The sequence below is a fragment of the Pseudomonas sp. NPDC089918 genome (assembly GCF_050280605.1).
Lineage (GTDB): Bacteria > Pseudomonadota > Gammaproteobacteria > Pseudomonadales > Pseudomonadaceae > Aquipseudomonas.
The window spans coordinates 47,910-74,884 of the sequence record NZ_JBNNVP010000014.1 but is presented as its reverse complement, the minus strand read 5'-3'; the positions used below and the strand labels follow the sequence as shown (position 1 = coordinate 74,884).

The window sequence follows — 26,975 nt, the reverse complement described above, 5'->3', positions numbered from 1 at the left end:
TGACAGTTCATCAATCAGCGGGATCGAGTACTGCTCGAAGCAGTGTTTGCACTTGGCCGGTCACACCCTTGCTGATGATTTTTTCCAGGCAGGGCTGGAGGGTGTTGCCGGCCAACGGCGCGATCCAAAGGCAACTTTAATAAATCGCACCTCGACGGCACCAATCGCATCCCTCGCTAGAAGGAATCGCAAAGTACGATGCCAGGTATCTGGAGTTACGGCTTGAACTGTGGGCAAGGAACACCTAAGCCGGGCGCATCTGTCTGCCCGATCCATCGCGGTTCTCAATACCTCCCATCCCGACTCGCGATTGGCCAAATAGTTGAGCCCTCCCTAGCCTGTTTCAAACCGTCAAACCGTCAAACCGTCAAACCCGGACCTGCTGGCCCGGACCTGGCCGCCTGCCTTTGCTTGCACAAGGACAATAACAATCATGTTCCGCTACTTCCCGACCAACTACGTGTGGAATCTTTCCGTCGACCTCGCCATTGAAATGGGAGCCCGCATCGGCGAAATCGAAGAGATGTGCGCGCCGCTGCAGGAGGCCGCCAAGCAGCCGGATGCCGCCGGCAGTAAGGCCTTCCGTGAAACCTGGGCGAAAATGGCAGACAAGCTTTGCGGCTTGGCGGAGGAAGACGAAGCCAATGGCCGAATGTTGTCAGCCGGCGAAAAATACAACCGCGCCGCTACCTATTATCTGAGCTGCGAACGCCTGCAGGCCCATGGTGCCCCTGGCCGTGTGGAGCTGTATCAGCGCTTTTTACACACCTTCCAACGCGGTATCGAACTGGCGCAAGAAAACTGCGAGCGAGTTGAAATCCCTTACGAAGGCAAACACATTTCCGGTCTGCTGGTGCGTGCCGAAGGCGCTACCGCCCCAGCGCCGATTCTGGTGCAGGTCAACGGACTGGACTCCACCAAAGAAATGAAATATCGCGTCGGCCTGCCCGCCTGGCTGGCGAAACGTGGCGTGTCGTCGTTGATCATCGACCAGCCTGGCACCGGAGAAGCACTGCGTCTGCATAACCTGACCGCCCGTTTTGACAGCGAGCATTGGGCCAGCCGTGTGGTGGACTGGCTGGAAACCCGCAGCGATATCGATGCCAAACGCATCGGCCTGGAAGGCGTGTCGCTCGGCGGCTATTACTGCCCCCGCGCAGTGGCCTTCGAGCCGCGCTTCGCTTGCGGGGTGGTATGGGGTGCAAACCATGACTGGCGTGATGTGCAGAAGCGCCGGATGGAAAAAGAAGGCAGTTTCCCCGTTCCACATTACTGGTCGCATGTGTCTTGGGTATGGGGTGCCAAAGACACCGATGAGTTCATGAGCATCGCCGAGAATGTCCATCTGGACGGCATACTGGATCGCATCAAGGTGCCCTTCCTCGTCACCCACGGTGAAAAGGATTCGCAGATTCCGCTGAAGTGGGCACACCGCACCTACGAGCAGTTGGTCAACAGCCCAAAACGCCAGCTGAAAATATTCACTGAACGTGAAGGCGGCGTCCAGCATTCGAGCTTCGATAACAGTATCAATGCCGGTCAGTACATAGCCGACTGGGTCGCTGAAGTTCTCGGCGGTCGTACTGCATGATGGATGTGAAACCGCACTAGACTCGCGGCTGGTGTTGGCTTGGCCTTATGGTGCAACTGCGCGACTCGGCGATCTTTTAGCCCCTACTGGCCTGAGTCCTGTATTCAACAGGGTTCAGGTCGCTTGGCTTCAGCCCAATACACGACCGGTGCGGCAAGCAGACCATTTTCCAAGTGGTCTACTTTACTAGAGTAAATCGGACGAACATGAACGATATCGATCACGGGATCAACCTGGCCGGCGAGCAGTGCCTATGGGACGACTTCGCCTATGTCACCCGCACTCCCACATTGGCCAGTTGTATACGCCTCAGGACGCCGGCCAGCTGAGTGATTACAAGGAGGTGCGCGATGGCCAGATCATGCAGGAGGGGCTGAACGAATCCGGCGGGATTTCGTCGTGGATCGCGGCGAGTACTTCGTACAGTACCCACGGCGTGACGATGGTGCCCTTCTACATCTTTTACTCGATGTTCGGCTTCCAGCGCGTCGACGATTTAGCCTGGGCGGCAGGCGATGCGCGCGCCCGAGGTTTTCTACTGGGCGCTACGTCCGGCAGGACCACGCTGATGGGCGAAGGCCTGCAACATGACGATGGTCACAGCCATGTGCTGTCGTCCACCGTACCGTGCTGCGTGTCCTACGACCCGACTTTCGCCTATGAGCTGGCGGTGATCATCCAGGATGGCATGCGGCGTATGTATGTCGAAAACGAAGACATCTATTACTACATCACCTTGCTCAATGAAAACTACGCCCACCCGCCCATGCCCGAAGGTGCCGAGCAGGACATTCTCAAAGGCACGTATCGGCTCTCGGCCCCGGCGCAGCCAATCGAAGGCAAACACGTACAACTGATGGGGATTCGTGATCATCACCGCCGACAGCAAAGAAAGCATGGTTGATATTCACGATCGCCTGCCGGTGACGCTAAACCGAATGGCTAGATCCTGCTACGCTCCAAATCCCCCGATCCAAGTCAAACTGATCAGGCTCAGCTAACCGCAATTCACCTGTTCGCACGCCGGTCAGGAACAGCAAGCGCAAACCCAAAACAGTCGCTTTGCCACCACCATAATGCCGTAATTTTTGCAGGAAGACAGGAAGGTCTTCCATGAACAAATAGGGGTTGTTTGTCACTGGCGGTTTGGGAATGGCGACAATATCGAGATCTGCTGAGGGATTGGTCATCAGTCCCTTTTCAACCATGGCATAGCGGAACAATTGGTTGAACCAGGTCCGGCATTTTTCCGCGGTAGTGAACGCCTGACGACTCTCAATTCTGCGCAGCAATTCGATCAAGTGCTGACGAGAAATCTCGGCAATAGGTAGAGGCCCAAGCAAAGGCAAAACGTCTTTGGCAAAAATGCGATCAATCTGAGAAAGCGAGGTTTGGCGTCCGAGCTTCAATGTGACCGCCTTGAAGGTTCGCCAGGCAAGAAAGACTGCAGCAAAAGAATTCTCATCAGCAGCCAAGGCAGCGAGACGATCCTCTCTTCGAGCGGCTCGAGGGTCAATCCCCTTCGCGACCAAGGTCCGCGCATTGTCGCGAGCAGAACGAGCGTCTTTAAGGCTTAGCTCCGGATACATTCCCAAGGAGATGCGAGCCGGCTTGCTCAGCCAGGTGAAACGAAAATGCCAGCTCTTGGCACCTGTCGAACTGACGAATAGGTGCAAGCCGTCCATGTCCTTGAGGCTGTAATTTTTTACGAAGTTTTTCGCGTGGCGAACAGCCATATCAGTCAAAGGCATACGTACATCTCCTCGTCTCGATCGATTGAGGAGAGATGTACGGGTTCCAGCAATGCATCATCTATGTGAAAACTGACACGTCCTGGGACCGGATTTCGATGTACGTTTTAATGTACAAAAAAAGCGTGGCTGGGGGGGTGGTTTTCAGTAGAAATCACTGGAACGAAAAAAGAGGCCGAAGCCTCTATTTTCAATGACTTACAGATTTCAGTAGACATCTGTAGATCAACATCTGGAACGGGAAACGAGACTCGCATCTAGCGTCCGACCCATTGAAATCTAAAGGTTTTTAAATATCCCCTCAGTGGGAATGGACTCATTTTTTGACTTATTCGGAGGGCATGTCAAGAACAAGAAGAACATCACTCAAAACCGTGCTATCGAGTGCTTTCTACATCCAGCCGCAGAACCAACCATCAGGCTGACGGCATCAACTCCCGCGGAAGTCACGTTGCCAGCCGCAAAATCATCAGCTTCCCGTGAGGTCGGCAAGCCAGTCAAACATTGTGTCGGTCAGGGCTTGATGTTCTTCAGCTTACTGAGCAGCTCCAGCAACTGTTGAAGCTGCTCCTCACCGAACTGCTCCTGAATCTTCAGGTAATTGCTTTCCATCCCCGCACTCATGTCGACAAAACACTGCTGCCCCTGCTCGGTGAGAGCGACGAACACCCGGCGCTGATCTTCCGACGACTTCCTGCGACGGACGATACCGTCGCGCTCCAGTCGGGAAAGAACACCGGTCATGCTCGGCTTGAGGATGCACGCCAGATGAGCCAGCTGATGGCTTTCCAGTTCGCCGTGCTGGCGCAGGATACGAATCACCCGCCACTGCTGCTCAGTCAGATCATGTTCATTGAGCAACGGCCGGAAAAATGCCATGGCCGCTTCGCGGGCCTGCAACAAGGTGAGCGTAAGGGACGGTCTGGGGGTCGGCATGGTTCACGCAGAAAAAGAGGTCGAAGCGTCAAAGCTTAGAGTCGGCACAGAGTGCACGCAACTATTCAGGAGAGCAAAGCCAGCTTGGCCTTGTGGTGACATTCTATGAAAAGTGCAATCGGTTCCCTGTAAAAGCCATTTTTCCGGGTGCCGGCTGCAGCCATGATTGCTCCACAGACACTCGACGCCTATCGAGAAGCAAACATGGCTACCTCAGCGCAAACCCGACTGTCGCAGTCGATACTCCCCAGGGGTTACCTGCGCATAACGTTGGAAGAATCGACTGAAATAGGCCGGGTCCTTGAAGCCCAGCTGGTAGCAGATCTCATTGGCCGAACTGCCGGTGAACAGCAACAGGCGCTTGGCTTCCTGCATCAGTCGTTCGAGGATCAGCCGTTTCGACGGCAAGTCGGCAATGCGTCGGCAGACGTCATTGAGCCGTGCCTCGGTAACACCAATACCGTCGGCATAGCGCGACAATGGCCAATGCTGCAGGTAATGGTCTTCGATCAACTCGTTGAAGCGGTGGAAGATCCGCAAGTCTTCATGGCGCGCCGGGCGGGCTTCCAGGGAGTTGGCGCACAACCTGAGCAGACTGATCATGATCAATCGCGTCAGGCTGTCCAACGCCGAACCCCGCCCCGGCCCATCGGCGTTGATCTCGCTGCACAGTTCCTCGAACAGAAACTCCAGGCGCCTGACCTCGGATTGGAATTGCGGTGCCAGCCGCGCCAGCGCCACGCAGGCCGCCGGCAACTGCGCGCCGGGCGCCAGGCTGGGGTCGGCATCGATCAACTGCCAGACCAGTTGCTGGCGCACCGTCAACACGTGCCCGTCGGCGTCCGCTTCGGTGACGAAGGAATGGGCCACCGTCGGTGGTGTGAGGAAAAACATCGGTCCCGACTCGAGGTATTGCTGGTCATCCAGATAGACCCGCACCGCGCCGCTCTTCACGTAATGCACCTGGAAGAACCGGTCGTGTCGGTGCACGGGCATGTTGCGGCCGAAGAATTCCGCCAGGTTGCCGAGTTTGTCGTAGTGCACTTCGGCATCGCTGTAGCGCTGGTCGTAGACCTGACCGATGTTGATATTGGGGATCGGCTGACGATCGATCATCGCTCGTTCTCTTTCTTGTTTGGGTGTTGGCAGTGCAAGGACCTTCATCCTGCGCCGGTTTCAGGCGGCTAACCACTGCCGGAAGATTTTGCCATGCTTGACGATTGTTAACATATTAATTATAACGTTAACAGGTTAACGAATATTTCGCGAAGCAGTCACTGCTCCGCCACCGCCAGGAGAAAAGCATGAGCCGTGCCCTGCATGATGTTGCGAACGGCACCCTGTTCGGCGTTGCGCTGAACTATCAAGGGTTGCTGAACCAACGATTCGCCGAATTTGAGCAAGCGCCTTACCAGAAACCGCCGGTCAAGCCGGTGCTGTTCATCAAGACGCCCAATACCCGCAATGGCCATGACTGCGCCGTGATTCATCCGCAAGGTGAACGCCTGCAACCGGGCCCTGCACTGGGTGTGGTGATCGGCAAAAGCGCCAGCCGGGTCAGCATCGAGAATGCGCTGGAACATGTGGCCGGCTACACCATCGTCAACGAGTTCAGCCTGCCGGAAGACAGCTACTACCGTCCGGCGGTCAAGGCCAAGTGCCGTGACGGCTTCTGCTCGCTGGGCCCGGAACTGGTGGCCCGTGACCAGGTCGCCAACCCGCATCAGTTAAGTCTGAAACTGTTCGTCAACGGTGAACTGCGCCAGGAAAATTCCACGGCCAACTTCGTGCGCAGCATTCCCCAGCTGATCGCCGAGATCAGCGAGTTCATGACTCTCCACGAAGGCGATGTGCTGATCACCGGCACCCCTGAAGGCCGTGTCGATGTCCAGCCCGGCGACACCGTCGAAGTCGAAATCAGCGGCCTGGGCCGCCTCGTCAACCACATCGTGGCCGAGTAACAGGAGCTTCCATGAAACACGCCCGTATCCGTTTTGAAGGCGAAGTCCACCTCGCCCATGTCGAAGAACACAACGCTCTGCGCCTGGCCGATGGCCGCCTGCTGGCCGAGAGTCAGGTTGAGTGGTTGCCACCGGCCACCGGCAGCATGTTCGCCCTGGGCCTGAACTACGCCGACCACGCCGCCGAACTGGCCTTCAAGCCGCCGACCGAACCGCTGGCATTCATCAAGTCCCCTGGCACCTACACCGGCCACAACCAGACCACCTGGCGTCCGGACAACGTCGCCTACATGCACTACGAATGTGAACTGGTGGCCGTCATCGGCAAGCCGGCGCGCAACGTCAAGCGTGAAGACGCCCTCGAGTACCTGGCCGGCTACACGGTGTGCAACGACTACGCGATCCGTGACTACCTGGAAAACTACTACCGGCCCAACCTGCGAGTGAAGAACCGCGATGCCACAACGCCGGTCGGTCCGTGGATCGTTGACGTTGCCGACGTTCCAGACCCGAGCAACCTGAAACTGCGCACCTGGGTCAACGGTGAATTGCGTCAGGAAGGCTCGACCTCCGACATGATTTTCGACATCCCTTACCTGATCGAATACCTGTCCAGCTTCATGACCCTGCAACCCGGCGACATGATCGCCACGGGTACGCCGGAAGGCTTGGCCGATGTGGTGCCAGGTGATGAAGTGATTGTGGAAGTGGAAGGCGTGGGTCGCCTGGTCAATCGAATTGTCAGCGAAGCGGAATTCTTCTTCGCCCGTAACGAGGCTTGAGCAACATGATCAAACACTGGATCAACGGCCGCGAGGTCGAAAGCAAAGACACCTTCGTCAATTACAACCCGGCTACCGGTGAAGCCATTGGTGAAGTCGCCAGCGGCGGCGCCGAGGAAGTGTCTCAGGCAGTGGCCGCCGCCAAGGAAGCCTTCCCGAAATGGGCAGCGACCCCGGCCAAGGAGCGCGCAAAGCTGATGCGCAAGCTCGGCGAACTGATCGAGCAGAACGTACCGCGTCTGGCCGAACTGGAAACCCTCGATACGGGCCTGCCAATCCACCAGACCAAGAACGTGTTGATTCCACGGGCCTCGCACAACTTCGATTTCTTCGCTGAAGTCTGCACCCGCATGGACGGGCACAGCTACCCGGTCGATGACCAGATGCTCAACTACACGCTGTATCAGCCGGTAGGAGTCTGCGCCCTGGTGTCGCCATGGAACGTACCGTTCATGACCGCCACCTGGAAGACCGCGCCATGCCTGGCGTTGGGCAATACAGCCGTGCTGAAGATGTCCGAGCTGTCGCCGCTGACCGCCAATGAACTGGGTCGCCTGGCCGTCGAAGCCGGCATTCCCAAGGGCGTGCTCAACGTCATCCAGGGTTATGGTGCTACCGCCGGCGACGCCCTGGTTCGGCACGCGGATGTGCGCGCAATTTCATTCACCGGAGGTACCGCCACTGGCAAGAAAATCATGCAGACCGCCGGCCTGAAAAAGTACTCCATGGAACTGGGCGGCAAGTCACCGGTGCTGATCTTCGAAGACGCTGATCTGGAACGCGCCCTCGACGCGGCGCTGTTCACCATCTTCTCGCTCAACGGTGAACGCTGCACCGCCGGTAGCCGGATCTTCATCCAGGAAAGCGTTTACCCGCAGTTCGTCGCCGAGTTTGCCGCGCGTGCCAAACGCCTGATCGTCGGCGACCCGCAAGACCCGAAAACCCAGGTCGGCTCGATGATTACCCAGGCCCATTACGACAAGGTCACCGGCTACATCAAGATCGGCATCGAAGAAGGCGCCACCCTCCTCGCCGGTGGCCTGGAACGTCCGGCCAATCTGCCGGCGCACCTGAGCCACGGTCAGTTCATCCAGCCGACGGTGTTCGCCGACGTGAACAACAAGATGCGCATCGCCCAGGAAGAAATCTTCGGCCCGGTGGTCTGCCTGATCCCGTTCAAGGACGAAGCCGAGGCCCTGCAACTGGCCAACGATACGGAATACGGCCTGGCGTCCTATATCTGGACCCAGGACATTGGCAAAGCGCATCGTTTGGCCTATGGCATCGAAGCCGGCATGGTGTTCATCAACAGCCAGAACGTGCGCGACCTGCGTCAGCCGTTCGGCGGTGTGAAAGGCTCCGGCACCGGTCGTGAAGGCGGCCAGTACAGCTTCGAAGTGTTCGCCGAGATCAAGAACGTTTGCATCTCCATGGGCAGTCATCACATTCCGCGTTGGGGCATCTAGACCGCCGGTAACGGCTGTCGGAGACAGCAATGGGTCGCGCATCGGCCTATCGCAAACGTCGACCGCCAACAGACTGAATCAAACAACAATTTCAGGAGAATCATCATGGGCGAAGTCGTCCTGGCCGCGAAGATCTGCCACGTACCTTCGATGTACCTATCTGAGATGCCCGGCAAGCACCACGGTTGTCGCGAAGCGGCGATAGCCGGGCACAAGGAAATCGGCCGTCGCGCCCGCGAACTCGGTGCCGATACCGCCGTGGTGTTCGACGTGCACTGGCTGGTCAACAGTGGTTATCACGTCAACTGCGGCGAACATTTCAAGGGCATCTACACCAGTAACGAACTGCCGCACTTCATCAAGAATATGGAGTACGAATACCCAGGCTGCCCGGAATTGGGCGAATTGATCGCGGCCGAAGCCAATCTTGCCGGGGTCCGCACCATGGCTCACAACATCCCGAGCCTAGAACTGGAATACGGCACGCTGGTGCCGATGCGTTACATGCACATGGGCGTCCCCGACGAGCAGAAGCTCAACGTAATTTCCATTGCAGCCTGGTGTGCCTGGCACCGTCTGGAAGACAGCTTTGCCTTTGGCGCTGCAGTGCGTCGGGCCATCGAGAAGAGCGACCGCAAGGTGCTGGTATTGGCTTCCGGCTCGCTGTCCCACCGTTTCTCGGATGACCGCCAAGCCGAAGCCAACATCCACAACTGGACCCGCGAATTCGACAAGCAGATGGACCTGCACGTGGTCGAGATGTGGAAACAAGGCCGCTTCAAGGAGTTCTGCGCGATGCTCCCTGATTACGCCGAACATTGCTTTGGCGAGGGCAAAATGCACGACACCGCGATGCTCCTCGGACTGCTCGGCGGCCCCGAGTACAACAAACCTGCCGAGATCATCACGGAGCCCTTCGGCAGTTCCGGCACCGGCCAGATCAACGCCATTTTCCCCCTCTGACACTCACTCGCGGGCAGCCTGAGGGTTGCTCGCGGCCCGGGAGACTCACATGCCGCATTTCATCGCCGAATACACCGACAACATCGAACAGCAGGCGAATTTGCCCGCGCTGTTCGAAAAGGTTCACGCCGTCCTGGGAGACAGCGGCGTGTTTCCCCTAGGCGGCATTCGCAGTCGCGGTGTGCGCCTGGACACCTGGCGCATGGCTGACGGCAAGCACGATTACGCCTTCGTCCATATGACCCTCAAGGTCGGTCACGGACGGGATCTGCCGACCCGGCAGACAGTCGCCGAAACCCTGTTCAACGTGATCACCGAACACTTCGCCGAGCTGCAGTTGCAACGCTTGCTGGCTTTGTCGTTCGAGATGATCGAACTGCACTCCGAACTGAACTTCAAGCAAAACAACGTGCATGCCTTCTTAAAGAACCAGGCGGGCTGATTCACACCCTCCTTCTGCCAACGGCCACTCAGACAAAAAGTACAACATCATGAGCACAGCCAATACCGCCGACACCACTACCCTGATCGAACACGATCGTACCCACAGCGTCGTTACCTGGCGACTGATGCCCTTGCTGCTGATTTGTTACCTGTTCGCCCACCTGGACCGGATTAACATCGGCTTCGCCAAGATGCAGATGAGTACTGACCTGCACTTCAGCGATACGGTCTATGGCTTCGGCGCCGGGCTGTTCTTCATTGCCTACGCGCTGTTCGGCGTACCGAGCAACATAGCGCTGGACCGGGTCGGGCCACGACGCTGGATCGCCAGCCTGATGGTGGTCTGGGGTGTGCTTTCCACCAGCATGTTGTGGATCGAAAGCTCCAGCGGTTTCTATGTCCTGCGCTTTCTGCTGGGTGTGGCCGAAGCAGGTTTCTTTCCCGGGATCCTGGTGTTTCTCAATCGCTGGTACCCGGCCCGACGCCGGGCACAAGTTACGGCCCTGTTTGCCATTGCCGTGCCCATGGCCGGTGTCATCGGCGGACCGTTGTCCGGCGCCATCCTGGAAAACTTCAACGACTTCGGCGGGCTGCGAGGCTGGCAGTGGATGTTCCTGATCGAAGGGGCGCCGGTGGTTCTCCTCGGCCTGGTGGTGCTCAAGTGCCTGCCGGATAGCTTCGAAACGGTGAAGTGGCTCAACCCGATGCAGAAGCAACAACTGCGAGCGCAGCTGAGCAGTGAAGAACAGCGCAAATCCATCACCTCCTTCGGCGGCATTGTGCGCGACCCGCAGGTCTGGCTGCTGGTGGCGATCTATTTTGCGGTGATGTTGGCGGTCAACACTCTGGCCTTCTGGATGCCGACACTGATCCACGGCGCGGGGATTGCCAGCGATGGCAAGGTAGGTCTACTCAGTGCTGTGCCCTATCTGGCCGGCTGCTTCTTCATGATCGGTTGCGGACGCTCTTCCGACCGTAATCGCGAGCGTCGCTGGCACCTCTGTGTGCCACTGCTGATGGCCGCCACCGGTATCGCCGTGGCAGGCCTGGCGCCGGGCAATCCGCTGCTGGTGCTGGGTGGTCTGATCATCGCCGGAATGGGTGCCAGTGCCGCCTTGCCGATGTTCTGGCAACTGCCGCCGGCCTTTCTGTCCAACGGCACTCAGGCCGCCGGGATCGCACTGATCAGCTCGTTCGGCAGCATCGCCTCGTTCCTCGCGCCTTACCTGATCGGCTGGATGCGCGACACCACTCAGAGCGCCAGCCTGGCCCTGTATGTCCTGGCGCTGTTAATCGCTCTCGGCAGCTTCCTGGTGCTGCGCACCAATGCAGCCATCGTCAATCCACAATAAGAGATCTTCGTCATGCTCGATCAACAGCAAATCCTTCACGCCGCCGCACAACTGGATCGGGCCGAACGCTCCAGGGAGCAGGTCCGGCAATTTTCCCTCGATCACCCGGCTATCACGATCGAAGACGCGTATGCCATCCAGCGCGCCTGGGTCGCACAGAAAATCAAGGACGGGCGCAAGCTGGTCGGGCACAAGATCGGCCTGACCTCACGGGCCATGCAAGTGTCCTCGAACATCACCGAGCCGGATTTTGGTGCGCTGCTCGATGACATGTTCTTCGACGAGGGCACTGACATTCCTTTCGAACGCTTTATCGTGCCACGGGTGGAAGTGGAGCTGGCGTTCATCCTTGGTAAGCCGCTCAAAGGCCCGAACTGCACGATCTTCGACGTGCTCGACGCCACTGAATGGGTGATCCCGGCATTGGAGATCATCGACGCCCGCATTCAGCAAGTTGACCCGCAGACCAACGCGACACGCAAGGTGTTCGACACCATTTCGGACAATGCCGCCAACGCCGGAGTGGTCATGGGCGGTCGCGCCGTGCGGCCGACCGAGATCGACCTACGCAAGGTGCCCGCCGTGCTCTACCGCAACGGCGTGATCGAAGAGTCCGGGGTTTCGGCCGCAGTCCTCAATCATCCGGCCAAAGGCGTGGCCTGGCTGGCGAACAAGCTGGCCGCGTACGACGTCACCCTGGAAGCTGGGCAGATCATTCTTGGCGGTTCCTTTACCCGTCCGGTGGCGGCCAATCCCGGCGATACCTTCCATGTCGATTACGACATGCTGGGTTCCATCTCCTGCCGCTTCGTCTGATCCCTGGAGGACTGTTCTATGGACATGCCCATCAACCGTTTCAAACAACGTCTGAAAAGCAGCGAAGCACAGATCGGTCTCTGGCTCGGTCTGGCCGATGCCTATTGCGCCGAGCTGGCGGCGAATGCCGGTTTCGATTGGCTACTGATCGATGGCGAACATGCTCCCAATGACCTGCGCGGCATGCTCAGCCAGTTGCAAGCTGTCGCGCCCTACCCAAGCCAGGCAATCATCCGCCCGGTGATCGGCGATACCGCGCTGATCAAACAGGTGCTGGATATCGGCGCCCAGACCCTGCTGATCCCGATGGTCGAAAGTGCTGAGCAGGCACGGGAACTGGTGCGCGCGATTCACTACCCGCCCCAGGGCATACGCGGTGTCGGCAGTGCGCTGGCCCGTGCTTCGCGCTGGAACAGCATTCCCGGTTACCTGGATCAGGCCGATGCGCAGATGTGCCTGCTGGTGCAGATCGAGAATCGCGAAGGCCTGGCCAACCTGGATGCCATTGCGGCGGTCGAGGGCGTCGACGGGGTGTTTATCGGCCCGGCGGATTTGAGCGCGTCCATGGGTCATCGCGGCAATCCAGGACATCCCGAGGTGCAGGCGGCCATCGAGGACGCCATTGTGCGGATTCAGAAGGCCGGCAAGGCCGCAGGCATTCTCAGCGCCGACGAAAAACTCGCCCGGCGCTATATCGAGCTGGGCGCGGCCTTCGTTGCTGTCGGCGTCGACACCACCGTGCTGATGCGCGGTCTGCAAACCCTCGCTGGCAAATTCAAAGATGCTCCGGCGCCCACCAGCTCCGGTGGCGTGTACTGATTTTTTCGAGAAGTCCGATGAAACTTAACGATTTGAAACTGCTGCGCGAGCAGGCTTACATCAATGGCCAATGGATCGACGCCGATGACGGCACCCGTTTCGCGGTGACCAACCCGGCGGATGGCCAAACCATCACCCAAGTCAGCTCCCTCAGCCAGGCCGAAACCGCTCGCGCCATCTCTGCGGCTCAGGTTGCCCTGCCCGCCTGGCGCGGCAAGACCGCCAAGGAACGCAGCAACGTGCTGCGAACATGGTTCGAGCTGATCATGGCCAATCAGGAAGACCTGGCCCGCTTGCTCAGTTGGGAACAAGGCAAGCCATTGGCCGAGAGTCGCAGCGAAATTGCTTATGGCGCGAGCTTTATCGAGTGGTTCGCCGAAGAAGCCAAGCGGGTCTACGGCGATGTGATTCCTCACGACAAGCAAGGCCGGCGGCTGGTGGTAATCAAACAGGCTATCGGGGTGGTTGCAGCCATCACGCCATGGAATTTCCCTAATGCGATGATCACCCGCAAGGTCGGGCCGGCGCTGGCCGCCGGTTGCACCGTGGTGCTCAAACCGGCGTCGGAAACCCCGCTGTCGGCCCTGGCTCTGGCTGAACTCGGCGAACGCGCCGGAATTCCGGCCGGCGTGCTGAACGTGGTCACCGGCACCCGCTCCCGGGAAATCGGTGCCGAGCTGACGGGTAACCCAGCGGTGCAGAAACTCTCGTTCACCGGCTCCACCGGTATCGGCAAATTACTGATGGCCCAGTGTGCGCAAACCATCAAGAAAGTCAGCCTGGAACTGGGCGGCAACGCGCCCTTTATCGTCTTCGAAGACGCCGACCTGGATGCCGCGGTGGAAGGTGCGATCGGCTCTAAATTCCGCAACAGCGGCCAGACCTGTGTCTGCACCAACCGCTTGCTGGTGCAGAACAGTGTCTATGACGAGTTCTCCCGCCGCCTGGTGCTGGCGGTCAATGCCCTCAAGGTCGCCCGGGCCGAGACCGAGGGCGCGCACCAAGGGCCGCTGATCAACGCCAAAGCCGTGGCCAAGGTCGAAGAACACATCAGCGACGCGCTGGCCAAGGGCGCCACGCTGCTGGCCGGCGGCAAACTCCACGCACTGGGCGGCAACTTCTTCGAGCCCACGGTGCTCGGCGACGTCACCCCGGCCATGCTGGTGGCCCGGGATGAGACCTTCGGCCCGCTGGCACCGCTGTTTCGCTTCGACACCGAAGCCGAGGCAATCGCTATGGCCAACGATACGGAGTTCGGTCTGGCGTCCTATGTCTACACCCGCGACCTGGGCCGCGCCTGGCGCGTCAGCGAAGCGCTGGAGTACGGCATGGTCGGGGTCAACGAAGGACTGATCTCCACCGAAGTGGCGCCGTTCGGCGGGATCAAGCAGTCAGGATTGGGTCGCGAAGGTTCGAAGTACGGGATTGATGATTACATCGAGCAGAAGTACATGTGCCTGAGCATCAAATAGTCCGGCTGACCGGCTTCCGATTGAGGGCCAACAAGCAGCAAGGTCTTGTGCGGGCCTTGTGGGAGCCGGGCTAGCTCGCGATGAGCGATGAAGCGGTTGGCCTGGCGCACCGCGGCGCCTGCATCGCGAGCAAGCTCGGCTCCTACAAGCGCTTGATGGTTTTCAGCTCATCGAGCAGCCCGAGCAACGTCAGCAATTTCTCCTCGCCCAACTGCGCCTGCAACCGTTGGTAGTTCTCTTCCATGCACTGGCTCATGGACGCAAAACACGCCTCGCCCTTTTCGGCCAGAGTCACCAATACCCGCCGCTGATCCTGCTCGGCCTTGCGCCGATGGACCATACCGGCCGCCTCCATGCGCACCAGTACACCGGTCATGCTCGGTTTGAGAATGCAGGCCAGTTCCGCCAGTTGGTAGATTTCCAGTTCGTCGTGCTGACTGAGGATGCGGATGACCCGCCACTGTTGTTCAGTCAGGCCATGCTGGTTGAGCGAGGGCCGAAAAAAACTCATGGCCGCTTCACGGGCCTGCAATAGGGTCAAGGTCAGGGATTGCCGGGGTTTATGCATGGAAGTCAGAATCACGGTTGATTTAGTTAATAGTTTAACGAAACTCTACCACTGTCCCACTCACGACACGCTATAACTTGTGGGTCTCCGGGGGGCACTGGCGCGCTGAATCAAAAATCCCGGCACAGAGAATCAAGACATTCATTGCGCCAAGGCTCTTAATAAGAGTCATCCGGTACAGAGCTTCTCGAAGTCCCGAGCGCTTGAGTTTTCCTTCACTTTTTCAGGCTGCGCCATGATCAATATCGAAACGCCCACTTATTACACGGCCACCAAGAAATACAACCTCAGTTTCCCGACCCTGGAACAGGATGTGGAAGCGGATGTAGTGATCATTGGCGGTGGTTTCTCCGGCATCAATACCGCACTTGAGCTCGCCGAAAAAGGCATCACCAATATCGTCGTGCTGGAAGCGCGTTACCTGGGTTTTGGCGGTACTGGCCGCAATGGCGGGCAGATCATGGCCGGCATCGGTCACGACCTGGAGAAGATCAAGAAGGACGTGGGTGAGGACGGTTTGCGTCAGGTCTTCGAGATCAGCGACCTGGGCGCGGACATCATCAAGGATCGCATCGCCAAGTACGACATCGATGCCGACTTCTGTCACGGCTACGGCTACATGGGTTTCAACGCTCGCCAGGAAAAGACCCTTCGCGCTTGGGAAAAAGACTTCAAATCGATCAACACCAAACACGAGATTCGCTTTCTCGGTGGTTCGGACGTCAAGCAAATCATCGGTTCCGATGCCTACAGCAGTGCCCTTTTGCATATGGGTGGCGGTCACGTCCATTCGCTGAACCTGCTGCTCGGTGAAGCCAAGGCGCTGGCCAGTCACGGCGTGCGGATTTTCGAGAACAGCCCGGCCCTGGAAGTCAGTTATGGCGAGCGCATCACCGTGCGTACCGGGCGCGGCTCGGTCAAGGCCAGCAAGCTGCTGTGGGCCTGCGACAGTTTCCTCAACAAGCTGGAACCCGAACTGCACCGCTCGACCATCAACACGTACGCCTTCCAGATGATGACCGAGCCACTGTCGGACGAGCTGATCAACCGCATCAGCCCGATTCGCGGCGCCTACAGCGATATTCGCCCGGTGATCGACTACTACCGTGTCACCAACGAAAACCGTCTGTTGTTCGGCGCGGCCACGCCGCTGGTCGAGCACATTCCCCTGGATCTGAAGGCCTGGAATCGCCGCTTGATGCTGAAGATTTTCCCCTACCTCAAGGACGTGAAAATCGACCTGGCCTGGGGTGGTCCGATGGCCTGCAGCCCGAACCTGTTCCCGCAGATCGGCACCCTGCCCGGTCGCAGCAACGCCTTCTTCGTTCAGGGCTATTCGGGCTTCGGCGTCACCCCCAGTCACATCATTTGCAAGGTGCTGGCCGAAGGCATGAGTGAAGGTTCGGCGCGCTATGACCTGGTCAGTTCGATCCACCGCCCGACCATCATTGGCAAAGATGCGTTTCGCCCACTGTTGCTGACCGCCGGCAAGTCCTGGCACCAGCTATCGGGTTACTGGAACGGGCGCCGGTAACGGTCGAGGCGCTCTTCCCCTTCCTCTTTTTTACTCATCAGGAGCAACTGCCATGACCCTTGTTACCCTCAAGAAAGACATCCAGCTGTCCGAACTGGACGCCTGGGGCACCGTCGCCGACCTCGGCTCGGAAATCCTCGAAGGCGAAGTCCGGGCCTTCGGCAAAATGACCTTCGGCGCGCCGACCGACCCGGTCAGCAGTGCCTACTTCGGCACCACCCAAGGAAAATTCCGGATGGTCTATCCGTTCGCCGAACAAGCCACCGTGGTCACCGGCGAAGTGGTCCTGACCGACGAATCTACCGGCCAGAGCACTCGCTACAAGGCCGGCGACAGCTGGTTCGTGACCAAGGGCACGGCTGTTCTCTGGGAAGTTGTCAGTGAAAGCTTTGTGAAGCATTATTTCGCGGTCGTCTGATCGATCCTGGCTGCCGACTCCCACCGGCAGCCTTTTTTTGGCGAAGGTTACTGACCATGAACGCCATCCCCACCCAGGAAGTCGCCGGCCATTGCCTGCAGGCTTTCACTCAACTCGTTCCTGCCAGTCAGGCGGCGTTCTACTGTGTCGACCGGCAACTGCAAGCCCGTGATTTCCGCTTGCATTGCATGAGCGCTGAGATGCATCGCGACTACCTGGACAACTACCGTCAGTTCGACCCGCTGCAACCGCGCAATTGCCTGTCCAGCGGGCTGGCCGTGGTGCCGCTGGGCCTGGCCATGGCCCGACAGTCGACTCGCGACAGTCGGCGCTATCGAGATTTTCTGCAGCGCTACGGCGTCGTCGATGTGGTGGAGATCCTCGCCCATCGCGCAGGCCAGCCTCAGGCCGCCATCTCATTGCTGCGCACCGCGGAACAAGGCGCCTTCACCAGCGACCAGCTGGCCCAGCTCAATGCCTTGCAGTCTCTGCTGCAACTGGCCGTGGCGAACATGCCACCCTGCGAAGATCCGCTGATCGACCTGACGCCCAAGGAGCGGCAGATCGCGTTGTTGTTGCGCCAGGGCGCCAGCAACAAGCAATTGGCCCGTGAATTGGAAGTCGGTCTGCCAACCATCAAGACCCACCTGATCAACCTGTTTCGCAAGACCGGCGTCAGCAGCCGCACCGAGTTGGTAGGAACGCTGTTTCTCTAACCCGGTTCAACCATCCGGTTGATAGGCGAGCTTGTCTGCGAACCGCATGCTCCAAGTTGTTATTTCACACAACCGGAGCATTGCAATGACGACATCATCCGACTGGATCACCGTTGGCGCCCTGGCCGATGGCTTTGCCCCAGAAGCCTTCATTCTGCCGAACCTGGCCGACCTGAACGGCAAGACCTTCACGCTGTACTTCGCCAATGGCTGGCAGATCGAGCATCGTTTCGACACCGAAACGGTGTCTTGGACCGCTGCCGACGGCCACTCCAACGGCGCCGCGGTGTATCGGGCAACTTCGGTGCGCCCCGGTCTGTACCTGGTGGATTTCATCAAGCGCGAAGGCGCTCAAGCCTGGTCGGTGAGTCTGGTGCTCGACACCGCCAGCGCTGCGTTCACCGCCGTGATCGGTCGCATGCCGACCCAGGAGCAAACTCGTGAAGGCCTCTACAGCCGTGCGCTGGCCGGCAAGAACCTGACCTCGGTCGAGGTGGATTTCCTGCATGGCAGCCTCGATCGTCCCTGGCAGGAAGGCCAATGCCCTCACGCACCAACAAGCGAACTGACCGGCCTGCGCAACCTGTATCGCTACAGTCCGAGCGAAGTCTACGAGCACATCTACCTCAACGATCAATTCTATTCCTGGCAGTGTCTGAAGGGTGTAGAGCAAGGCCTGTGCGACACCGACCGTTGCCACTACTACAAGATCGCCGATCAGCTGTACCTGTTCGTCTGGCGCGAGAAGATCATTCCGACCCTCGGAGTGCTGCTGATCGACATGCAACAGCACCGCAGCGACGGCAAGATTTTCGGTTATGCCGGGTCGTCCTTCGATGAGCTGTCGAACTTTCCAGTCGCCTCTTACTGCCAGGTTCTGAACCAGACGGAGTATCCCGATGCCTGAGCCACGTATCGTTGCAATCACCGGAGCCGGGACTGGCATCGGTGCCGCCTGCGCTCGGCTGTACGCAGCCGAAGGCGCCAATCTGGTGCTGATCGGCCGTCGCCGCGAGCCGCTGGAGCAGATTGCCCAGGAAACCGGCGGCCTGGTCCTGGTCGGTGATGCAGCCTGTCCGGACACCTGGGAAGGTTTCGTCGCGCAGATTCGTCAGCGTTATGGTCGGCTTGATGTGCTGCTGGCCTGTGCCGGCGGTCATGGTCTGGGCAGCGCCACTCAGACCAGCCCGCATACCTGGGAAGCGGCGCTGCGCAGCAACCTGGACAGCGCTTTCTATAGTGCCCGGGCCTGTCTGCCGCTGCTACTGGAAAGTACTGGCAACATCGTGCTGATCGGTTCCATTGCCTCACTGGCGGCAGGGCCCGAAGTCTGCGGCTACACCACGGCCAAGCACGCGCTGCTCGGCCTCAACCGCTCGCTGGCCAGGGATTACGGCCCGCGCGGCGTGCGGGTGAATGCCGTCTGCCCGGGCTGGGTACGCACGCCCATGGCCGATCAGGAGATGCAGCCGCTGATGGATTTTTATGGCGAAACGCTGCAGCAAGCCTATGACCGAGTCTGCGCCGACGTGCCATTGCGCCGACCGGCCAGTGCCGAAGAAATAGCCAGGGTGTGTCGCTTCCTGGCGTCCAGCGAGGCCTCGATCATCACCGGTGCAACGGTGGTGGCCGACGGCGGTTCGAGCATCGTCGATGTGCCGACCCTGGCTTATACCCATATGGAGCAGCCTCATGTCTGAAGACCTGGATTTCAGCGGTCGCACCGTACTGGTGACCGGCGGCGCCCAAGGCATTGGACGGGCGATCGTCGAAGCTTTCGCCTTGCGCGGTGCGCGCGTGGTAATCGCCGATCTGCAATTGCCTCAGGCCCAGGCGCTGGCCATCGAATTGTCCGGGCGGGCGTGTCAGGTCGAAGCCGTGTGCGTCGATCTGGCCGAGTCCACGGCGGTGTTCGAACTGGTTCAGAGTCTGGAGCAGCGTATGGGTCGGCTGGATATCCTGGTGCACAACGCCGGGTATTTTCCGCTGACACCCTTCGCTGAGATCACCCCAGCCATTCTCGACCGTACCCTGGCCGTCAACCTCTCGGCACTGTTCTGGCTGACCCAAGCGGCCTTGCCGATGTTCCGTCGTCAGGGTCAGAGTTGCGTGCTGGTGACCTCATCGGTCACTGGCCCACGAGTGGCCTACCCGGGGCTGAGTCACTATGCGGCGTCCAAGGCCGGGGTCAACGGTTTCATTCGCAATGCCGCACTGGAGCTGGCCGGATACAACGTGCGGGTCAATGGCGTTGAGCCCGGCATGATCGCGACGCCGGCCATGGGCAATCTGGGGGGCGACCAGGTCAACGACGATATCGCCAGCCGTGTGCCTTTGGGACGACTGGGCACTGCGGCCGATATCGCCGGAGCCATGCTGTTTTTGGCGTCGGATCTGGCGAGCTACATTACCGGACAGACGCTGGTGGTCGATGGGGGATCGACCTTGCCAGAGGTTTGATACAGCTTTTTTCAATACTAAAAAGGGGGCTATGGAAAGCCCCCTTTTTACATCCAGTCAAATACTCACGCCGCCCCCACCGCTTGCTGCAAATGACTGGAACGAAAGTCCTTGGGTGATAGCTCGAACTGCTTCTTGAACGAGCGGCTGAAATGCGCCGAATCGGTGAAACCCCACTTGTAGGCAATCGAGGTGATCGATTCAGTCCTCAGGAAAGGGTTGGTCAGGTCATCGGCGCTGCGTTTGAGCCGCGCCCGTTGGATGTAACGGCAGACGCTATCGTCCTGTTCTTCGAACAACCGGTACAAATGCCGCACTGAAATGTTCAGTCGACTGGCCAGGCCCACCGGACTCAGGCCGGGCTGGGTCAGGGATTCATCGATGACTTTCTGCACATAGCTGCGCAGGTTACTGCCCTGCAACGAGGCGCTGTCGTCCCGCGAATCATGATCCTGCTCGAATGCCGAGCCGAGCAGCGAAACAAAAGCACACTGCAGGGCCTCGCCCTCGCCCGCGGCGCCTTCACCCTCCAGGCTGTCTTTGCACAACTGATCCATCAGCACGTGCAGCATCCGCCCGCAGGCCTTGCTCGAGGAAATCTTGCCGAAGGTCCTGGACTGGCTGCCGAGCTGCTTGCACACTTCATTGCGGGACAATGACAGGGAGGCATGTTCGATCAGGCCGAAGGGGGTGATTTCGATGGACCCTGCCGAATCCATCAACAGAAGATCCCCGGGAGCCAGCTGGATGCTCTGGCCATTCTGCGTGATCTGGGCGTAGCCGCTGCGCTGGCTGACCAGGAAACAATGCTGGTCGTTATCGTGGTCGGGGTTGTTCTTGGAGCGCTTGATGAGGCCCGCATTGGTGCGCAGGTTGGCCAGCGGCAGACCGCCTCGGGAGAACTTGGAAACCTCACCGATGAACAGCGCGCGGTTGAAGGCCAGTTCTGTGTCGAAGTGACCGCAAACAGCTCGCAGATCCCGGGTCCAGGTTTGCAGCCCGTCTTGCACAATCTGTTGGATGCTCATGGGTATCTCCACAATGGCTTTTTGTTTTTGTAGCGCAATAGTTAACATGTTATCTATATGTGCGCAACAAGTACTGATAGCCGTATGTGAAAGCACTTATGATGCCAATCTCAAAGCGTGCGCAGCACTCGCTGCAAACCGCTCAAGGACTCGAGCAGCCAGTCGCGCTGCTCACGGCTCAAGGCGATGTAGCGACGAAAGGCCGGCATCCGGTTGACTACCTCGCTACCGCCCATATGCTCCAGCCGAACGCACCACTGACTCCCGTCCAGATCGATGCGCAAGCGTTTGAAGTCCAGCGGCATCAAGGCCTGGTGCAATGTTCTATCCTCCTGCAACCTGGCCTGTAACCTGCTCAGTAGCGCGGCATCTCCAGCACGCTGCCGACAGCGGATTCCGGTCCGTCGGATAGCCCCGCCATGGTGCAATTCAAAGCTCGCCGTGCCCTCCCTCGAAGCAGGCACCCGGATTACGAATTCGGTCAGGACCAGGTGCATCAACAGCTGCGACTCGGTGCGCTCGACGATCTCCAATTGCAGGCTACCATCGTCCAGCGAAGCCCGGGCCGCTGTCGGCCCTGTCTGCTCGAAACTGGCCAGGCCGAGGTTGCGCCGCAGGTGCTCGAGCGTCACCCCCGGCCGGTAACCGGCCGGGGCGCGTCTGGCATTGAACAGCTCAGACAGTTTTTGCAGCATGGTCGATATACCCGTTGTCAGGGTGCCCTGGCTCATTCGAAAACTCCTTGGCCAACACTTCTTCCACCGAAGCCGGCTTGAATGGATTGACCTTCTGCACGACTAACGTCCAGAACAGCGCGTACACCGCGGTGCCACCAAGCATCACCGCGAACGGAACATAGATGTCTGCAGGGTTCATGCCGGGCGGCGTGATGAACCACATGCCCAGTAGGATGCCGATGCTGGAGACAATCTGCGGCAGCGGGAAGAACGGCGAGCGATAGGCCCGCGGCAGATCGGGACGGCGGATCCGCAGAATCACCACTGACAGCGTCACCAGCAGATAAGCGAAACTCCAGGCACAGACGGCCGCCAGCACCAGGGGCATGATGTTGTCGGCGTTGCCGCCCAGATACAGTGCATGCAGACAAGGAATCAGCATCACTACCAGAATGCACAGAATCGGTGTCTTGAAGCGTGGGTGCAGGTAGGTGAAGACCTTGGGCAACGCGCCGTCGACCGCCATGCCGTAGAGAATCCGTGGCACCCCGGCCATCAGCGTATTGATGGTCGCCGCCCCGGCAAAAAGAAAGCCGATCCCCAACCACATCGGACCGATATCGCCCATCACCTGCTCGGCGAACTTTGGAATGGCCATCGGTGTATCGAGCAAATGCACGCCGCTGGCGGTATCGAGCAACACGTTCTCCACCTGACGTTTCATCGCCGCCCCGTAGATGAACATGCACGTCGCCACGCTCAGCAAACCGAGAATCATCGCCTTGGGCATGACCTTGGCCGAATTGCGCAGGTCCGGCGCCAGCGGGGTGACGAACTCGCAACCGACGAACATGAACATGGCCATGCCCACCAGCGACAGAATGGTAATCAGGTCAGTGCCGACCATCGACTCACCGAACCAGCCATCCAGTTGCACCGCTGGTGCGGCAATCAAACCCAATACGCCAAATACCATCAAGGTGGTCCACATACCGAAGGTGAGGATGATCTCGGCCCTGCCGAAAGCACTGACGCCGAAGGCATTGAGAACCCCGAACACGACGACGAAGCCCACCCCCAGCAACCATGAACCGCCGGCCGATTCGGCCAGGGTATTGAGGTGCTCGAAGTTCACCAGCGCCATGACCCCGGAAAGAATGGTTTCCGCGGTTCCGGCGAACACATGGACAATCAGGTAGGCCGACAACGTACCGGTGATCGCGAAGAAACGGCCCATGCCGCAATTGATGTAGTCGTAGACCGAACCGGTGGTTGGCAGGATCGACGCAGCTTCAGCGAAGGTGGTCGCCTGAGCCAGCATCATCACCACGGCGATCAACATGGCCACCGCGAAGGCGCTGCCGCCGATACCGAACCCCATGGTCGCGGTGAGAATCACCGGGCTGGCCATGATCAGACCAATGGTGCTGGCGAGCGCAGTGGGAAAACCAACCGTGCCCCGGTTCAAATGCTCGGTGAGTCTGTCATTGATCGACATAGTGCAGATCCTCGAAAGCGGATTTTTATAATGGGTGTAGCGAGCCGTTCAAGGAGCTGGCGATAACGCCCTCCCCAGCCAGTCCCTGATCGAAACGGCGCCGTGTGCAGAGCTACTGTGCGCCTCTGCCGCTCTGATCGTCTTGCCCATGTCTGCCGCCGGTTTTGTTGCTCCCTGCCAAGCTTCACCGCGTGGCTGACAGGATCAAATGTCTGGCACGCAGGTGAAAGACTTCCCCCGCCCCCGGCCGCCCTAATGGGCGCTCGACCTACCTGCTGTCTTACCATACCGGGGAATAACAATAATGGAGCAAACACTGAAAGCGCGATCTCTGCCCAAGGCCGTCGCCCTGGGTATCGCACTCTTGATCAGCGACTCGTCGGTCCAGGCCTACGAACTTTACGCCGATAATGACAGCCATCTGAACGCCGATTTCCTGGCCGTGTACGGGATGTTCAACAGTCGCAAGAACTACGATGGCACGGCGGGCGGTTCCACCTGGCAGGAAGGTTTCATCAAGTATGGATTGAGCGGCGATCAAGGGTTCGATGGCAACGGCACGGGCTATGGAGCGCTCAATTGGGTCAGCTCCGGCACTTGGGGCGACGGCGACGCCGCCGGCAACACCGACGGTTCGGAGCGCACCACTAAAATCGAGGATGCTTACCTCGGTTGGCGTTCTGCGGACCTGTTCCCGGCGCTAGGGAAAGACGGCGTCGATTTTTCCGGCGGTCGCCAAGTGGTCAAACTCGGCAGAGGGTTCCTGATCAACGACGACGGACCGAACCTGGGTAAAGGCCCGGCTGACGGTGCGCTGAACCGTGGCGGTGCCTACTACCTCGCGGCACGGCATGCCTTCGACCGCACTGCAGTGCTACGCCTGGGTGGCCAGGATGGCCTGCATGGCAATGTACTGTGGCTCAAGTCTGACAACCGTGCCCAGGCTGAAACCGAGCTGGCAGCCGGCACCCTTGACTACACGGCCAAAGCCGGCACGCTGGGTCTGACCTGGGTCCACGGTATTGATGTCACGGACCAGTGGGCCAGCGATTTCCAGAAACAACGCAAAGGCATGGATATCTACAGCCTGCGCGGTGAAGGTGATGCCGGTATCGAGAACGCGAGTTTCGCTTTCGAATACGCATGGCAGGACAAGGATGCGGGTCCTGAGAAAGCATGGTATGCCGAGGCCGGCTATACCTTCGCTGACATTGCCTGGTCACCGAAGCTGACCTACCGCTATACGCGTTACTCGGAAAAATGGGACGCCCTGTTCACCGGATTAAGCACCGGTTACGGCACCTGGTTTCAGGGGGAGGTTGCCTCCAACTACGCGGGTCCTTTCAATAACAACACCGGAATCCATCATGTCGGCGTCAAGGCGACCCCGCTGGAGAATTTGACGGTCGGTGCGTTGTACTTCGACTTCAACACCCTGGATAAAAGCAATGCGCTCAATCTGGATGCCCGCGAACTGGACCTGTATGTCGAATGGGCGGTCAACAGCCACTTGATCATCAGTCCGCTGGTCGGTCTGTACCAACCGAAAAAGGATGCAAGCAACGGTGGCAATCAGGTAGGCGGCAACGGCACCAATGTCTACAGCCAGCTGACCGTGGCCGTACCCTTCTGATCTCCTTCAGGAGCTGCCTTGCGCAGCTCCTGAACAGGCCTACTGCTTGTGCTGATGCAACATCGTCTGAATCTGATGCGTCGCCTGACGGGTATTTTCCGCGAGTTTGCGCACTTCATCAGCCACCACTGAAAACCCGCGCCCGACCTCCCCCGCTCTCGCCGCTTCAATGGCGGCGTTCAAGGCCAACAGATTGGTCTGGTCGGCGATGCCTTTGATGACCCCCACCACCGTCGCGATCTGGCCATAGGTCGCCTGATTCTGCTCGAGCATTTGCCGATGAGTCGCCTTGGCCGAATGTTCGTCGCTGATATCACGTACCGCGCCGATGACCCGGGTCAAACGTCCCTGCTCGTCACGCACCGCACGGCCACGCTCGCGACACCAGATGTAGTCACGGGTCTTATGGCGCATCCGGTATTCAAAGACGTATTCGCCACCACTGTGGGTTGCGAGTATTTCCCGATCGAAGATCGCCATGATCTTCGGAAGATCGTCAGGATGAGTAATGCTGACCTGAGCATCCCAGCCATCGGGCAGCTCATGCAGGGCATAGCCCATGAGGATGCGGAACTGATTGGAAAACCGCATGCAGCTGGCTGGATCCTGCACATCGCCGTTGACCACGGTGATGTCCCAGCAGCCTTCGGTCAGCGTCGACTGCAACAGTTCCCAGATCTGCTCCTCCTGCCGATGCTGGCGGGACAGCTGCACATGCCGGCTTAACTCGACTTCAAGCGCCTGCTCGCGGCTCCGGGCCTGTTCCAGTTGCTGGCGAAGGGTTTCAAGCGCCTGCTCGCTTCGCTCCAATTGGCCGGTCTGGTCCTTGGCCAGGCTCTCGGCCGTCAGCAGCCGCTGCACGATTTGGGCTTTTTCTTGCGTGAACTGTTCCAGCTGCACGGCCTCAGCGAGCGCCTGCAGCTGTTTATGCTTCTTGAAGAACATCAGCCTGTCCTTTGTTCGTCGAGTCGAAACACTGGATCTGATAGCAAACTGAAGGTGATTGCTTGTACGAGGCTGCTGAGGCGCTTGCTCCTGTCTGCCATCAATAAAAATGGCGCCCTGAGGCGCCATAAAAATTTGATGGGATATCAGCAGTTACTGATCAGCCTCTTCAACACCGCTTTGAAGGTGTCGATCTGTTCTTCGCTGAAATCGGCGAACACCTTGTCCTGCTGCTCCCGAGCAATGGCCCAGAGGTCTTCGGTCTGCTCGATACCGGCAGCGGTCAGGCGCACGCGGCTGTCATCGTCGTTGACCAGCCCTTTGCGCTTGAGGTTGGCCACCGCCTCATCGATTTCTCGCACCGGCATTGCCACCTCCCGCAACAGATCGTTCAGGCCCAGCCCAGCGTCACTTTCCAGCACCATCAGCATCCGTGCCTCGCTGGTGCGCAGGCCTGTGGACAGCTGCCGTGGCTGGTAGCTGGACTGGTAGGCCCGCACCGCCTGGGTCATCAGGTAATACAGGTTGTGGCTGAGGCGTCCCTGGAAATGGCTGCTCGGAGGCTGGCTTTCATCGCGCTTGGTCATGCGGGTATGGGGCAGGACCATGGAGTAGGCACCTTGGTGATAGAGCAACGGCGAGCGGCCGAAGTCGTCGAAGGCCACCACCTTGCCGATCATGATCCAGTGATCGCCGCCGTCCACTTGCTGGTATTTCTCACAGTGAAAACGCGCCGAGCAATCAGCGAATACCGGCGCGCCGCCCTCGCCTGGTTCGAACTCGATCTCGGCGAAGCGATCTTCCTTGGGGCGGGCGAAATTGTTGGAGAGATCGATCTGGTCCACCGCCAGTACGTTGACCGCAAAATGGCTAGCCTCTTCGAACACCTCGTGGCTGTTGGACCGCTTGTCGATGCTCCACAGCACCAGAGGCGGATCGAGGGATACCGAGTTGAAGCTGTTGGCGGTCACCCCGACTTTGCGCCCGGATGCGGTGGCGGCGGTCACCACGGTCACTCCGGTAGCGAAATTGCCCAGTGCCCGGCGAAAGGCGCGTGGGTCGAAGGTCGATTCAGTGGCTGCACAAACGCTGTTATCAGACATGCAAGACTCCCGGACTGCTTTGAGGAGCAGTCCTGATTGTTG

The 26,975-nt window shown here is 59.1% G+C and carries 26 protein-coding genes and 2 pseudogenes; 19 read left to right on the top strand and 9 right to left on the bottom strand.

Going from position 1 to position 26,975, the window contains the following annotated elements; all coding sequences use genetic code 11:
- Nucleotides 1–433: 433 nt before the first annotated feature.
- The 3 genes and pseudogenes from ACQKPC_RS12580 to ACQKPC_RS12570 form a co-directional block, all read left to right on the top strand.
- Nucleotides 434–1,591, top strand: a complete 1,158-nt coding sequence (locus ACQKPC_RS12580; RefSeq protein WP_427624861.1) for an alpha/beta hydrolase family protein — start codon at nt 434–436, stop codon at nt 1,589–1,591.
- Nucleotides 1,592–1,871: 280 nt separating this feature from the next.
- Nucleotides 1,872–2,453, top strand: a pseudogene (gene aceE, locus ACQKPC_RS12575) (pyruvate dehydrogenase (acetyl-transferring), homodimeric type); the annotation flags it as partial.
- Nucleotides 2,452–2,562 (top strand): annotated as a pseudogene (locus ACQKPC_RS12570) (DUF159 family protein); the annotation flags it as partial. The pseudogenes aceE and ACQKPC_RS12570, both read left to right, overlap by 2 nt.
- On the opposite strand, the gene ACQKPC_RS12565 reads toward ACQKPC_RS12570, so the two are convergent.
- The 3 genes from ACQKPC_RS12565 to hpaA all read right to left on the bottom strand — a co-directional run bounded on the left by ACQKPC_RS12565 (nt 2,521) and on the right by hpaA (nt 5,394).
- Nucleotides 2,521–3,327, bottom strand: a complete 807-nt coding sequence (locus ACQKPC_RS12565) for a tyrosine-type recombinase/integrase (RefSeq protein WP_427624941.1) — start codon at nt 3,325–3,327, stop codon at nt 2,521–2,523. The pseudogene ACQKPC_RS12570 and the gene ACQKPC_RS12565 sit on opposite strands and share 42 nt — an antisense overlap.
- Before the next feature lie 528 nt (nt 3,328–3,855).
- Nucleotides 3,856–4,278, bottom strand: coding sequence for a homoprotocatechuate degradation operon regulator HpaR (gene hpaR, locus ACQKPC_RS12560; protein WP_105341072.1), 423 nt, complete (start codon nt 4,276–4,278; stop codon nt 3,856–3,858).
- Between the two features lie 213 nt (nt 4,279–4,491).
- A complete protein-coding gene (gene hpaA, locus ACQKPC_RS12555; RefSeq protein ID WP_427624858.1) occupies nt 4,492–5,394 on the bottom strand; it encodes a 4-hydroxyphenylacetate catabolism regulatory protein HpaA in 903 nt (300 codons plus the stop codon).
- Nucleotides 5,395–5,582: 188 nt separating this feature from the next.
- On the opposite strand from hpaA, the gene ACQKPC_RS12550 reads away from it, so the two are divergent.
- The 9 genes from ACQKPC_RS12550 (at nt 5,583) to ACQKPC_RS12510 (ending at nt 14,353) form a co-directional block, all read left to right on the top strand.
- Nucleotides 5,583–6,239 (top strand): fumarylacetoacetate hydrolase family protein, encoded by a 657-nt coding sequence (locus ACQKPC_RS12550; protein ID WP_427624856.1) that lies wholly within the window; start codon nt 5,583–5,585, stop codon nt 6,237–6,239.
- 11 nt (nt 6,240–6,250) lie between these two features.
- Nucleotides 6,251–7,021 carry a fumarylacetoacetate hydrolase family protein gene (locus ACQKPC_RS12545; protein WP_427624854.1) on the top strand — a complete coding sequence of 257 codons (771 nt, stop codon included), beginning with the start codon at nt 6,251–6,253 and terminating at the stop codon, nt 7,019–7,021.
- Between the two features lie 5 nt (nt 7,022–7,026).
- On the top strand, nt 7,027–8,487 hold the full coding sequence (gene hpaE / locus ACQKPC_RS12540; protein WP_427624852.1) for a 5-carboxymethyl-2-hydroxymuconate semialdehyde dehydrogenase: 1,461 nt from the start codon (nt 7,027–7,029) through the stop codon (nt 8,485–8,487).
- A 105-nt stretch (nt 8,488–8,592) separates the two neighbouring features.
- Nucleotides 8,593–9,450: a 3,4-dihydroxyphenylacetate 2,3-dioxygenase gene (gene hpaD / locus ACQKPC_RS12535; RefSeq protein ID WP_427624850.1), complete on the top strand. Its 858-nt coding sequence runs from the start codon at nt 8,593–8,595 to the stop codon at nt 9,448–9,450.
- 49 nt (nt 9,451–9,499) lie between these two features.
- Nucleotides 9,500–9,892 (top strand): 5-carboxymethyl-2-hydroxymuconate isomerase, encoded by a 393-nt coding sequence (locus tag ACQKPC_RS12530; RefSeq protein ID WP_427624848.1) that lies wholly within the window; start codon nt 9,500–9,502, stop codon nt 9,890–9,892.
- Nucleotides 9,893–9,941: 49 nt separating this feature from the next.
- The gene (locus tag ACQKPC_RS12525) at nt 9,942–11,246 is read left to right on the top strand and encodes an MFS transporter (RefSeq protein WP_427624846.1); all 1,305 of its coding nucleotides are present in this window, start codon (nt 9,942–9,944) and stop codon (nt 11,244–11,246) included.
- Nucleotides 11,247–11,258: 12 nt separating this feature from the next.
- Entirely contained in the window at nt 11,259–12,062 is an 804-nt protein-coding gene (gene hpaH, locus ACQKPC_RS12520; protein ID WP_427624844.1) for a 2-oxo-hept-4-ene-1,7-dioate hydratase, read from the top strand.
- An 18-nt stretch (nt 12,063–12,080) separates the two neighbouring features.
- The gene (gene hpaI / locus ACQKPC_RS12515; protein WP_427624842.1) at nt 12,081–12,881 is read left to right on the top strand and encodes a 4-hydroxy-2-oxoheptanedioate aldolase; all 801 of its coding nucleotides are present in this window, start codon (nt 12,081–12,083) and stop codon (nt 12,879–12,881) included.
- Between the two features lie 17 nt (nt 12,882–12,898).
- Entirely contained in the window at nt 12,899–14,353 is a 1,455-nt protein-coding gene (locus ACQKPC_RS12510) for an NAD-dependent succinate-semialdehyde dehydrogenase (RefSeq protein WP_427624840.1), read from the top strand.
- Nucleotides 14,354–14,495: 142 nt separating this feature from the next.
- Here ACQKPC_RS12510 and hpaR (ACQKPC_RS12505) read toward each other — a convergent pair whose 3' ends face one another.
- A complete protein-coding gene (gene hpaR / locus ACQKPC_RS12505; RefSeq protein WP_427624838.1) occupies nt 14,496–14,921 on the bottom strand; it encodes a homoprotocatechuate degradation operon regulator HpaR in 426 nt (141 codons plus the stop codon).
- Between the two features lie 235 nt (nt 14,922–15,156).
- On the opposite strand from hpaR (ACQKPC_RS12505), the gene ACQKPC_RS12500 reads away from it, so the two are divergent.
- The 6 genes from ACQKPC_RS12500 to ACQKPC_RS12475 all read left to right on the top strand — a co-directional run bounded on the left by ACQKPC_RS12500 (nt 15,157) and on the right by ACQKPC_RS12475 (nt 20,049).
- A complete protein-coding gene (locus ACQKPC_RS12500; protein WP_427624836.1) occupies nt 15,157–16,455 on the top strand; it encodes an NAD(P)/FAD-dependent oxidoreductase in 1,299 nt (432 codons plus the stop codon).
- A gap of 52 nt (nt 16,456–16,507) precedes the next feature.
- Nucleotides 16,508–16,873 carry a cupin domain-containing protein gene (locus tag ACQKPC_RS12495; RefSeq protein ID WP_427624834.1) on the top strand — a complete coding sequence of 122 codons (366 nt, stop codon included), beginning with the start codon at nt 16,508–16,510 and terminating at the stop codon, nt 16,871–16,873.
- A gap of 56 nt (nt 16,874–16,929) precedes the next feature.
- Nucleotides 16,930–17,589 carry a response regulator transcription factor gene (locus ACQKPC_RS12490; RefSeq protein WP_427624832.1) on the top strand — a complete coding sequence of 220 codons (660 nt, stop codon included), beginning with the start codon at nt 16,930–16,932 and terminating at the stop codon, nt 17,587–17,589.
- An 85-nt stretch (nt 17,590–17,674) separates the two neighbouring features.
- The gene (locus tag ACQKPC_RS12485) at nt 17,675–18,496 is read left to right on the top strand and encodes a molybdenum cofactor biosynthesis F family protein (protein ID WP_427624830.1); all 822 of its coding nucleotides are present in this window, start codon (nt 17,675–17,677) and stop codon (nt 18,494–18,496) included.
- Nucleotides 18,489–19,289, top strand: coding sequence for an SDR family NAD(P)-dependent oxidoreductase (locus ACQKPC_RS12480; protein ID WP_427624828.1), 801 nt, complete (start codon nt 18,489–18,491; stop codon nt 19,287–19,289). Before ACQKPC_RS12485 ends, ACQKPC_RS12480 begins: the two co-directional genes overlap by 8 nt.
- Complete coding sequence (locus ACQKPC_RS12475; RefSeq protein WP_427624826.1) at nt 19,282–20,049, top strand: SDR family oxidoreductase; 768 nt, start codon at nt 19,282–19,284, stop codon at nt 20,047–20,049. Before ACQKPC_RS12480 ends, ACQKPC_RS12475 begins: the two co-directional genes overlap by 8 nt.
- A gap of 65 nt (nt 20,050–20,114) precedes the next feature.
- On the opposite strand, the gene feaR is transcribed toward ACQKPC_RS12475, so the two are convergent.
- The 3 genes from feaR to ACQKPC_RS12460 form a co-directional block, all read right to left on the bottom strand.
- A complete protein-coding gene (feaR, locus tag ACQKPC_RS12470) occupies nt 20,115–21,077 on the bottom strand; it encodes a transcriptional regulator FeaR (protein ID WP_427624824.1) in 963 nt (320 codons plus the stop codon).
- A 110-nt stretch (nt 21,078–21,187) separates the two neighbouring features.
- A complete protein-coding gene (locus ACQKPC_RS12465; RefSeq protein WP_427624940.1) occupies nt 21,188–21,772 on the bottom strand; it encodes a DUF3156 family protein in 585 nt (194 codons plus the stop codon).
- A complete protein-coding gene (locus ACQKPC_RS12460) occupies nt 21,753–23,252 on the bottom strand; it encodes an APC family permease (protein WP_427624823.1) in 1,500 nt (499 codons plus the stop codon). The genes ACQKPC_RS12465 and ACQKPC_RS12460 overlap by 20 nt, the downstream gene beginning before the upstream one ends.
- Nucleotides 23,253–23,556: 304 nt before the next feature.
- On the opposite strand from ACQKPC_RS12460, the gene ACQKPC_RS12455 reads away from it, so the two are divergent.
- Complete coding sequence (locus ACQKPC_RS12455) at nt 23,557–24,885, top strand: hypothetical protein (protein ID WP_427624821.1); 1,329 nt, start codon at nt 23,557–23,559, stop codon at nt 24,883–24,885.
- Between the two features lie 39 nt (nt 24,886–24,924).
- Here the strand turns inward: ACQKPC_RS12455 and ACQKPC_RS12450 are convergent, their stop codons facing one another.
- Both ACQKPC_RS12450 and ACQKPC_RS12445 read right to left on the bottom strand, forming a co-directional pair.
- Nucleotides 24,925–25,830, bottom strand: coding sequence for a methyl-accepting chemotaxis protein (locus tag ACQKPC_RS12450; protein ID WP_427624820.1), 906 nt, complete (start codon nt 25,828–25,830; stop codon nt 24,925–24,927).
- Nucleotides 25,831–25,976: 146 nt separating this feature from the next.
- Nucleotides 25,977–26,933, bottom strand: coding sequence for a p-hydroxyphenylacetate 3-hydroxylase reductase component (locus ACQKPC_RS12445; protein WP_427624818.1), 957 nt, complete (start codon nt 26,931–26,933; stop codon nt 25,977–25,979).
- Nucleotides 26,934–26,975: the final 42 nt, after the last annotated feature.

Excerpts from the sequence above, each read along its gene's own strand:
- ACQKPC_RS12580 (WP_427624861.1), top strand. The coding sequence starts at position 434 with ATGTTCCGCTACTTCCCGACCAACTACGTGTGGAATCTTTCCGTCGAC.
- ACQKPC_RS12565 (WP_427624941.1), bottom strand. The coding sequence starts at position 3,327 with ATGGCTGTTCGCCACGCGAAAAACTTCGTAAAAAATTACAGCCTCAAG.
- hpaR (WP_105341072.1), bottom strand. The coding sequence starts at position 4,278 with ATGCCGACCCCCAGACCGTCCCTTACGCTCACCTTGTTGCAGGCCCGC.
- hpaA (WP_427624858.1), bottom strand. The coding sequence starts at position 5,394 with ATGATCGATCGTCAGCCGATCCCCAATATCAACATCGGTCAGGTCTAC.
- ACQKPC_RS12550 (WP_427624856.1), top strand. The coding sequence starts at position 5,583 with ATGAGCCGTGCCCTGCATGATGTTGCGAACGGCACCCTGTTCGGCGTT.
- ACQKPC_RS12545 (WP_427624854.1), top strand. The coding sequence starts at position 6,251 with ATGAAACACGCCCGTATCCGTTTTGAAGGCGAAGTCCACCTCGCCCAT.
- hpaE (WP_427624852.1), top strand. The coding sequence starts at position 7,027 with ATGATCAAACACTGGATCAACGGCCGCGAGGTCGAAAGCAAAGACACC.
- hpaD (WP_427624850.1), top strand. The coding sequence starts at position 8,593 with ATGGGCGAAGTCGTCCTGGCCGCGAAGATCTGCCACGTACCTTCGATG.
- ACQKPC_RS12530 (WP_427624848.1), top strand. The coding sequence starts at position 9,500 with ATGCCGCATTTCATCGCCGAATACACCGACAACATCGAACAGCAGGCG.
- ACQKPC_RS12525 (WP_427624846.1), top strand. The coding sequence starts at position 9,942 with ATGAGCACAGCCAATACCGCCGACACCACTACCCTGATCGAACACGAT.
- hpaH (WP_427624844.1), top strand. The coding sequence starts at position 11,259 with ATGCTCGATCAACAGCAAATCCTTCACGCCGCCGCACAACTGGATCGG.
- hpaI (WP_427624842.1), top strand. The coding sequence starts at position 12,081 with ATGGACATGCCCATCAACCGTTTCAAACAACGTCTGAAAAGCAGCGAA.
- ACQKPC_RS12510 (WP_427624840.1), top strand. The coding sequence starts at position 12,899 with ATGAAACTTAACGATTTGAAACTGCTGCGCGAGCAGGCTTACATCAAT.
- hpaR (WP_427624838.1), bottom strand. The coding sequence starts at position 14,921 with ATGCATAAACCCCGGCAATCCCTGACCTTGACCCTATTGCAGGCCCGT.
- ACQKPC_RS12500 (WP_427624836.1), top strand. The coding sequence starts at position 15,157 with ATGATCAATATCGAAACGCCCACTTATTACACGGCCACCAAGAAATAC.
- ACQKPC_RS12495 (WP_427624834.1), top strand. The coding sequence starts at position 16,508 with ATGACCCTTGTTACCCTCAAGAAAGACATCCAGCTGTCCGAACTGGAC.
- ACQKPC_RS12490 (WP_427624832.1), top strand. The coding sequence starts at position 16,930 with ATGAACGCCATCCCCACCCAGGAAGTCGCCGGCCATTGCCTGCAGGCT.
- ACQKPC_RS12485 (WP_427624830.1), top strand. The coding sequence starts at position 17,675 with ATGACGACATCATCCGACTGGATCACCGTTGGCGCCCTGGCCGATGGC.
- ACQKPC_RS12480 (WP_427624828.1), top strand. The coding sequence starts at position 18,489 with ATGCCTGAGCCACGTATCGTTGCAATCACCGGAGCCGGGACTGGCATC.
- ACQKPC_RS12475 (WP_427624826.1), top strand. The coding sequence starts at position 19,282 with ATGTCTGAAGACCTGGATTTCAGCGGTCGCACCGTACTGGTGACCGGC.
- feaR (WP_427624824.1), bottom strand. The coding sequence starts at position 21,077 with ATGAGCATCCAACAGATTGTGCAAGACGGGCTGCAAACCTGGACCCGG.
- ACQKPC_RS12465 (WP_427624940.1), bottom strand. The coding sequence starts at position 21,772 with ATGCTGCAAAAACTGTCTGAGCTGTTCAATGCCAGACGCGCCCCGGCC.
- ACQKPC_RS12460 (WP_427624823.1), bottom strand. The coding sequence starts at position 23,252 with ATGTCGATCAATGACAGACTCACCGAGCATTTGAACCGGGGCACGGTT.
- ACQKPC_RS12455 (WP_427624821.1), top strand. The coding sequence starts at position 23,557 with ATGGAGCAAACACTGAAAGCGCGATCTCTGCCCAAGGCCGTCGCCCTG.
- ACQKPC_RS12450 (WP_427624820.1), bottom strand. The coding sequence starts at position 25,830 with ATGTTCTTCAAGAAGCATAAACAGCTGCAGGCGCTCGCTGAGGCCGTG.
- ACQKPC_RS12445 (WP_427624818.1), bottom strand. The coding sequence starts at position 26,933 with ATGTCTGATAACAGCGTTTGTGCAGCCACTGAATCGACCTTCGACCCA.